This is a genomic window from Leisingera sp. SA215, from assembly GCF_055902035.1.
Window position 1 is genome coordinate 1 of sequence record NZ_JBVVXU010000062.1, and the last position, 7,808, is coordinate 7,808.

Below are 7,808 nucleotides of genomic sequence, written 5' to 3' on the forward strand. Positions count from 1 at the left end.
CCGTTCCAAACCGGGTTTGGCTTGCTGACATTACTTACGTCGATACGGACGAAGGATGGCTCTACGCCGCCGCTATCAAAGACATGGCAACACGTGAAATCGTCGGCTGGGCAATGGACGATCATCTACGATCCGAACTGTGCTGTGATGCCTTGAACATGGCCCTGGGGCGCCGTGGACCGGTTCCAGGGCTCATTCATCATTCGGATCGCGGCGTGCAATACGCAGGAGAAGAATACCGCAAATTGCTCGGGGCGGCACGCATCACGCAATCCATGAGCCGTACGGGCGAATGCCTGGATAACGCTCCAATGGAAAGTTTCTTCGCATCACTGAAAAAGGAACTGGTTCATAGGGAGCGCTTCAAAACGCGCGTCCAGGCAAAGGCGGCGATCTTCGAATACATTGAGGTCTTCTACAATCGCCAGCGGCGTCATTCCGCAATCGGCTACCTAACCCCCGCGCAAGCCTACGAAACCATGACTTGGAAAAGCGCAGCATAGGGTCAATAATCAAACTGTCCGGATATCGGGACGAACTCCACAACTAATCGAGCTTCGGAAATGCTGCGCGACGCATGAACGGCGGCAATGCGAAAGCTGCACTTCGGCATTCGGCTACGCGACCTGAAGAAACCGCCGTTCGCTGCGACTACATAATTTCGGACCAGGCAAACTCACGCAGTGCTGGGCAACGACGAAGCCGCTGGGTAACTGCAAGCTTCGGCGGAGCCATACGCCGCTGGGGCGCAATGGAGGTCTTGGCCGGTGGTGTGAGCGGCCATATTTTGCGCCACCAAAAAAGCTGACATTCTTCAGGCCGGGCGATGAGCGTGATAATGAAGCCTGAGCGCTGCGTGCCCTGTCCGGACTGCGCGCACTTCTGAAGAGCTCCTGTGAACTGAAGCAGACAGAAAATGCAGATGACAGCGCATGGAGGATCGAGGGTCAAATGAAGACCCCCAATGTGGGAGGGAACCTGGCTTGCAGGTGAAGCTTGCATGCAAATGCTATTATCGCCAATATTCCCGCAGTGGTAGAGCGTATTTTTCGTAAATGGTAAGGAACAGTCGATGTTAAAGAGTTTGCAAAGAACGATTTTTGCATGCGGTGGGGCGGCGATTATGCTCGCATCTTCGGGTGCGAAGGCTGAGGACGTCACAGCCGAGGAAGCACGTGCCATCGCCAAGGATGCCTATATTTATGGCTATCCTCTGGTCGAGAACTATCGCATTCAACACGCATATTTCGCGGATGAGGGCGGGTCGCAGTACAAAGGCCCGTGGAATACCGTGGTGAATGTGGCCCGGCTCTACACGCCACAGGACACGGCAGTGCAAACGCCCAATTCAGACACCCCTTACTCATTCGTGGGTGCGGATTTGCGGGCTGAGCCGATCGTGCTGACAGTTCCCGGGATGGAAGAAGACCGGTATTATTCGCTGCAGTTCATCGACGCCTACACCTTCAATTTCCATTACACCGGCAGCCGAACCACGGGCAATGACGGAGGCACCTATCTGCTGGCGGGGCCACGCTGGCAGGGCGAATATCCAGAAGGTATAGACGAGGTCGTTCACTCGGAAACAGATTTTGCTTTTATCATCTATCGAACACAGCTGTTCAATGAAGCCGATCTGGACAACGTTAAGAAAATCCAGTCGGGCTACAAGGTTCAAACGCTATCGGAATATTCCGGAGTTCCTGCCCCTTCCGGTGAAGGGATTGCCGAACTGACGGCTCCTGCCAGCAAGCCTGACAGTGTCGGGCACGAGCCCCTGCCGCCAAAGGCCATCAAGCCGCTGACGCAGGGCGAGGAAAGGACCTCACTAGAATTCTTCGGGATACTCGACCTGGTGCTGAACTTTGCCCCTGTTCCCCCTGAGGAGAAGGACCTCAGGGCCCGCTTCGCCAAGATCGGAATTGGTGAGGGCTTCGATCCGGAGGCGCTGCCGGCCGAAGTGAAAGCCGCCATCCGGAAGGGTATGGCCGATGCTTGGCAGGCGTACGATGAATTCAAGGCAACGAAAATTGACGCCAGCGAGGTCACCAGCGCTGACATCCTCGGGTCGCGCGAGCATATCAACGGCCGGTGGATCTACCGCATGGCAGGAACTGTGATCGGGATTTACGGAAACTCGGTGGAGGAGGCATTTTATCCCCTGATTACGGTCGATTCCAATGGCGAGCCGTTCGATGGTGCGAACCGGTACGAGGTAACATTTTCTGAAGGTGAAACTCCGCCAGTAAATGCTTTCTGGTCAATGACCATGTATGATTTGCCGCAAAGCCTGCTCGTGGAAAATCCAATTAACCGGTATCTGATCAATTCTCCGATGGTGCCGGATATGACGAGGAATCCCGACGGTTCGCTGACAATCTATATCCAGCACGACAAGCCTTCCGCCGGAAAAGTGTCCAACTGGCTTCCCGCTCCCAAAGGCCCGTTTTGGGTGCCGATGCGGCTCTATTGGCCAAAAGAATCGGCGCTGAATGGCAGTTGGACGGTGCCGCCAGTCGAGCAGGCAAACTAAAGCTGCGAACGCCATCGCCGTCTGCCGGTCGTCCATTGGCTGGCAAGTTCGGTGGAGCCGCACTTGCTGGGCGTTGTTCTGGCTGCCATGCCTTGGGCTGCCCAGCAAGCATAATCGCGGAGCGGCTTCCTGGTGACGCCACCCGGCCAAATGCGCGCTGCACCTTCGTCCGGTCCGGCACTGTGATCTGCGGTTTGGAGAGGCGCTTGGTTATCGGTCTGTTGGCGGACCGGGCATGTCCCCGGCTGAGGCTGGAACACGTCTGCACGAAAGGAACGGAAAATGAAAAACATCCTGGCTGCAACCGCGCTCGGCGCAGCGGCTATTCCGGCTGCAGATCCTGCTTTCGCTCAGAGTGCGGCCTGGAACTATGAGGCGACGATCTACCTCTTTGCCCCGGAAACCAAAACTGCGGTCACTACGCCTGCCAGGCTGGTTGAGGGCACGCTCAGTTTCGGCGACGCGATCGAGAACCTCGATTTCGCTTTCATGGGGGCATTTGCTGCGGAGAAAGGCCAGTGGAGCATACTCGCTGACGTCATGTATCACGACCTGTCTTATGGCAACGACACGCCCGGTCCTGTTCATTCAGGACTGAACACCACGGTGACCACCCGGATCCTGAACGGATATGTCGGATACCGATTGTATGACAGCGGAACAGCGGAGATCGATCTCGCGGGCGGATTCCGCTGGTTCGGCACGGATACGGTCATGACGCTGCTGCCTGGCACCGCACCGCAGCGAAGCACCGCCATAGTTGCCAGCTGGATCGATCCTGTGATCGGGGTCCGGACCCGCAAGGTGTTTTCCGACCGCTGGCAGGGAACTGCTTTTTTCGACTATGGCGGTTTCAGCCGCGGAAACGAAACCTGGCAGATCCTTCTGACCGCCGACTACACTCTTCGCAACAGCTGGCTGCTGCGCGGCGGGTACCGCTACATCTCCATGGAAAACGTGGTGAATGGCAACAGTTTCAAGTTCACCCAGTCCGGTGCAATTTTCGGCGTCGCATACCGGTTCTGATCCGCTGTAGGAACGAAAGCGGTTCACGCTTGAAAGCATGCCTTTCGCCGCGCGGGCCTTCGCAGGTGCCAATTTAGGTTTCAGGGAAGAAACAGGTTAAAGGCAGCCGCTGCAAGGAAACCTTGCCAAGAGCTGTATGATGCGCAAGCATATACAAAAGCGTGAATTGGGTGCTGTCAGCGCAACTAAGGCCAGTGCAGCTACAGCCAGTGCTACCGGTGTGGCGACCCGGCTTTCCGAGTGAAAGAGGTTGTAATGAAGTGTTTGTTTAGGCGTCTAAAGCAATTTCTTTGCGCAGCCCTGGCAGCGATTATCTTATGCTTCGCGCCGGCGGCCCCTGCCGCTGCACAAGACACTGCAGCTCCGGCACTGCCTGAACCGCTGACGGCGGAGGCGGTTCGCGAGATGGTGGCCCGGATGCCGGACGACCAAGTGCGCGCCTTGCTGCTGGAACGGCTGGATGCCGTGGCTGCTGAACAGAAAGAGGCCGCCAGCGAACCTGAAACCTTTTCCGGGCATGTGCAGCTCCTTTGGTCAGCGTTCACCATCCCCGTCACCGATGCAGTGCGCAAGGTGCCGCAGCTTGCCGAAGGTGAAGCGCGGGCGATCGCCAATTTCATCCGCAGCTATGGCGATGCGGCAGGTGTGGCATCACTGTTTGGGCTGATCGCCCTGGTGCTGGCGGTCGGCTTGGCAGCAGAACTCACCGTCCGGAGCCTGCTGTCGCGCTGGCGGAACATTGACCCGGCCAGCAGCAATGAAAACAGTCTGGCCAGTACCCTGAGCTTCCTGGCACGGCGTCTTCTGCGCGAGATAATCGGCCTGATTGTCTTCTATGTCGTGGCCCGCGTGGCGGGGCGGGCGCTTCTGGACGAGCAGCAGCTGCGCTTTGCCGCACCCATGGTCACCTATCTGATTTGGCTGCCGCGGGTCGGAGCCGCGGTGTCGCGATTTCTGCTCGCACCGAACCGGCCCGACAGGCGTCTGGTCAATGCCAGCGACCGCTGGGCGGATTTTCTTTACCTGCATATCATCGGGCTGTTTTTCCTGGCAGGGTTCACGATGTTTGCGGTGGGTTTCAATGCGGCCAACGGGGTGGCGCCGGAATCCGTTCGCCTGGGCTACTGGCTCGACAGCCTGGTTTATGTCTACATAATCTGGATCGCCTGGACGGCGCGCGTTGGCTTGTCGGACATGATGCGCGGAACCGATCCGCACCGCACCGAATACGATGAAGCTGCCGCCCGCCTTTACCCGTATTTCGCGATGGCCGTGGCCGCGCTGACATGGGTATGTGTCGGCACGCTGGCCGGCCTCGGCAAGACTGCACAGCTGGTCCACGGCGCGCATTACGTGACCATGTTCTGGCTGCTTTCGGCTCCGGCGCTGGATACCGCCATCCGCGGACTGGTCAAGCATCTGGTGCCCCCGATGTCCGGCGATGGGCAGGTGGCGGAAGCGGCCTACAAATCGACCAAGCGCAGTTATATCCGCATTGGCCGCGTGCTGATGGCCAGTGCGGTTCTTCTGATAATTTCGAATGCCTGGGACTTTGACCTGATGGGGCTTATCACTGGCGCGGAGGGGGTTGCCGGCAACCTGATCGGTTTTCTGATGACCCTAGCTGTCGGCTACGTGGTTTACGAGGGTGTTTCACTCTGGATCAACCGGCGACTCGCTAGGGAGCAGACGTCGGCTGAGGGCGCAGGCCATGAGGCTGGCGGTGAAGGCGGCGGCGCGGGTGGTTCGCGGCTGGCAACAGTGCTGCCTCTGCTGCTGATTACCGCCCAGGTGGCGATCGCGGTGGTCTTTGGCCTGCTGGCGGTCGGTGCGCTGGGTATAGACATTGCGCCGCTGTTGGCCGGGGCCGGGATCCTTGGCCTGGCGATCGGTTTCGGTGCCCAGAAGCTGGTGTCCGACGTGGTGTCGGGTATCTTCTTTCTGATCGATGACGCGTTCCGCGTTGGGGAGTATGTAGAGGTCGAAGGCACCCGCGGCACCGTCGAGAAGATTTCAATCCGCTCGATGCAGCTGCGCCATCACAGAGGCCCGATCAATACTATTCCCTATGGCGAGATCCCCAAGCTGACCAACTACAGCCGTGACTGGGTGATCATGAAGCTGAGGTTCACCGTGCCGTTCGACACCGACCCGAACATGGTGAAAAAGATCTTCAAGAAGATTGGTGCCGAGATGTTGGCAGACGAACTCTACAAGGAAGACTTCCTGCAGCCCTTCAAGAGCCAGGGAGTGTTCGACTTTGATGATGTCGGCATGATCATGCGCGGCAAGTTCATGGCCAAGCCGGGCACCCAGTTCACCATTCGCAAGGAGATCTACAACCGGGTGAAAGCTGCCTTCGCGGAAAATGGCATCGAATTTGCCCGCCGTGAGGTGCGGGTGGCGATCCCCGGACTGGGCGAAGCCGAGCAGCTGAGCGAGACCGAGAGAGCAGCGATCACCGCTGCTGCGGGCAGCGCGGTGCAGCAGGAGGCGGCAGAAGACGCAACGCAAGCCCCCAAGAAGGTTTCGTAGATGGTTCCGGAAGGAAGGCGGCCGGTACTGCGGATTCGTAACCGTAAATTCTGGCTCTCCCTGCCGGCTGCGGCTGCCCTGGCAGTGTGCACGACACCGTTCGCGGCGGTGCATGCGGCAGGGCCGGAGCAGACCGAACGGCAGCTGGGCCATATCGAAACTGCGCAAAGATCGGAAGGTTATGGATTCCGCAGCGGGGCAGTTGTTGTGGCTCCTGTTCCGTTTGCCAGCCCCATGATCGGCTCAGGGCTGGGACTCGGCGCCGGTTTTTTGTTCAAAACGGGGCCCGAGGCAAACACATCGGTTATCGGACTGGGCGGTCTGCGGTCGGACAACGGCAGCCGGGCGGCGGCGGCGATTGTCCGCCTGGCCTCTCCGGACAACCGCTGGCAGATCAAGGCCTTTGCCGGCAAAGCGGACGTGATTTATGAGCTTTACACCGGCCTTGGTGCGGTGCCGGTGCGCCAGGAGAGCCGCCTGGCGCGGATCAATGCCGCCTTTGGCTTTACCAGCGAACTTTCGGCGGGGATTGTCCTGCGTTACCTTGAAACCGTCCTGAGCCCGGAGGGCGGGTTGCAGCCACCCTCCCTGCAGCCCGGCACCCGGCTTGAAATTGGAACTGCAGGTTTCAGCTTCGATTGGGACCGCCGCGATGACAGCGATTATCCAACGGAGGGCACGCGGATGGCCGCTGTTGCCACCCGGTCCCGCACCCTCGGCAGCCTCGGCCGCAGCTATGAAAGGGGAATCGCAACGTTCGACGGCTACCGGCCGTTTGGTGCGCGCAGCAGCCTGGCAGTGCGTGGAACTGTTTGCGCGGCGTCCAGCGGCACGCCCTTCTTCGATCAGTGTTCGATTGGAGCAACTGATAACATGCGGGGGTTCAATAGCACGAAGCACCTTGGCCTGCGCATGGTTTCCCTGCAGGCTGAATACCGTCAGCGATTTTCACAGCGCTGGGGCGGTGTCGTCTTCGCAGGGACAGGCAGGACCGGAAACAGGTTTGCCGATCTGGCGCAGGACGGCAGCCGAAGCGCCGCCGGGGCTGGTGTGCGGTATCGGGTATCGAAAAAATTCCCGGTGGATTTTTCGATCGATATCAGCCGCAGCAACGAGCGGGAAACCCAGCTCTACATCTACGTCGGCCAACGGTTCTAGGCTGGTGGCCGGCAGCGGATTTTTGCAGTATTTGGGTCGAACGTCATGGCGTGAAGCAAGCGCTTTAGCTGGGGTGTACCTATGGTTGGCCGGCTACAAAGTACACGGCCAGGAACGGGCCGGCTTCCAATGACAGCTTGAGGCGGCGCGGGCCGCTGTCGGTCGGGTTTGGCCCGGTGATGATCTGGACATCGTCACCCAGCAGCTGAAACGGTGGGCGGCTGCATCGTCGCGATGCGGTGATCTAGGCCTGCCTGACCTTAAAAGTGCGGTCCGGGATGCCGCTGAAGCAGACTGCGGGGGTCGCCGAGAGCCTTCTGCGGCCGGCAGGAAAGGTGCGGGCCGTGCCGGTTAGATTATGCAGGTGAGAGTCTTTCCAATCATTCCATCAAGGGCAAACCTTCATTCAAGCACTGGCATGAACTTCGCTCCTGTTCCCGGACACCGGGGTAAAGTACCCCTGTCCAAGAAAGGAACATGGAATGGGACACTCGAGGCGGACGTTCACAGACGAGTTTAAAGCCGCAGCTGTTGGTCGGCTTTATAAGCCTGGCGC

5 protein-coding genes are annotated in these 7,808 nt (G+C 59.0%); all 5 read left to right on the forward strand.

Going from position 1 to position 7,808, the window contains the following annotated elements:
• Positions 1 to 503, forward strand: a 503-nt coding sequence (locus tag AC0KW6_RS22620; protein WP_474035266.1) for an IS3 family transposase, incomplete at its 5' end; no start/stop codon positions are given.
• A 569-nt stretch (positions 504 to 1,072) separates the two neighbouring features.
• Positions 1,073 to 2,533, forward strand: a complete 1,461-nt coding sequence (locus AC0KW6_RS22625; protein WP_323781826.1) for a DUF1254 domain-containing protein — start codon at positions 1,073 to 1,075, stop codon at positions 2,531 to 2,533.
• 282 nt (positions 2,534 to 2,815) lie between these two features.
• Positions 2,816 to 3,559 carry a porin family protein gene (locus AC0KW6_RS22630; RefSeq protein ID WP_323781823.1) on the forward strand — a complete coding sequence of 248 codons (744 nt, stop codon included), beginning with the start codon at positions 2,816 to 2,818 and terminating at the stop codon, positions 3,557 to 3,559.
• Positions 3,560 to 3,976: 417 nt separating this feature from the next.
• Positions 3,977 to 6,094, forward strand: coding sequence for a mechanosensitive ion channel family protein (locus AC0KW6_RS22635; RefSeq protein ID WP_474036190.1), 2,118 nt, complete (start codon positions 3,977 to 3,979; stop codon positions 6,092 to 6,094).
• Between the two features lie 84 nt (positions 6,095 to 6,178).
• Positions 6,179 to 7,252, forward strand: coding sequence for a BamA/TamA family outer membrane protein (locus AC0KW6_RS22640; protein ID WP_474036191.1), 1,074 nt, complete (start codon positions 6,179 to 6,181; stop codon positions 7,250 to 7,252).
• Positions 7,253 to 7,808: the final 556 nt, after the last annotated feature.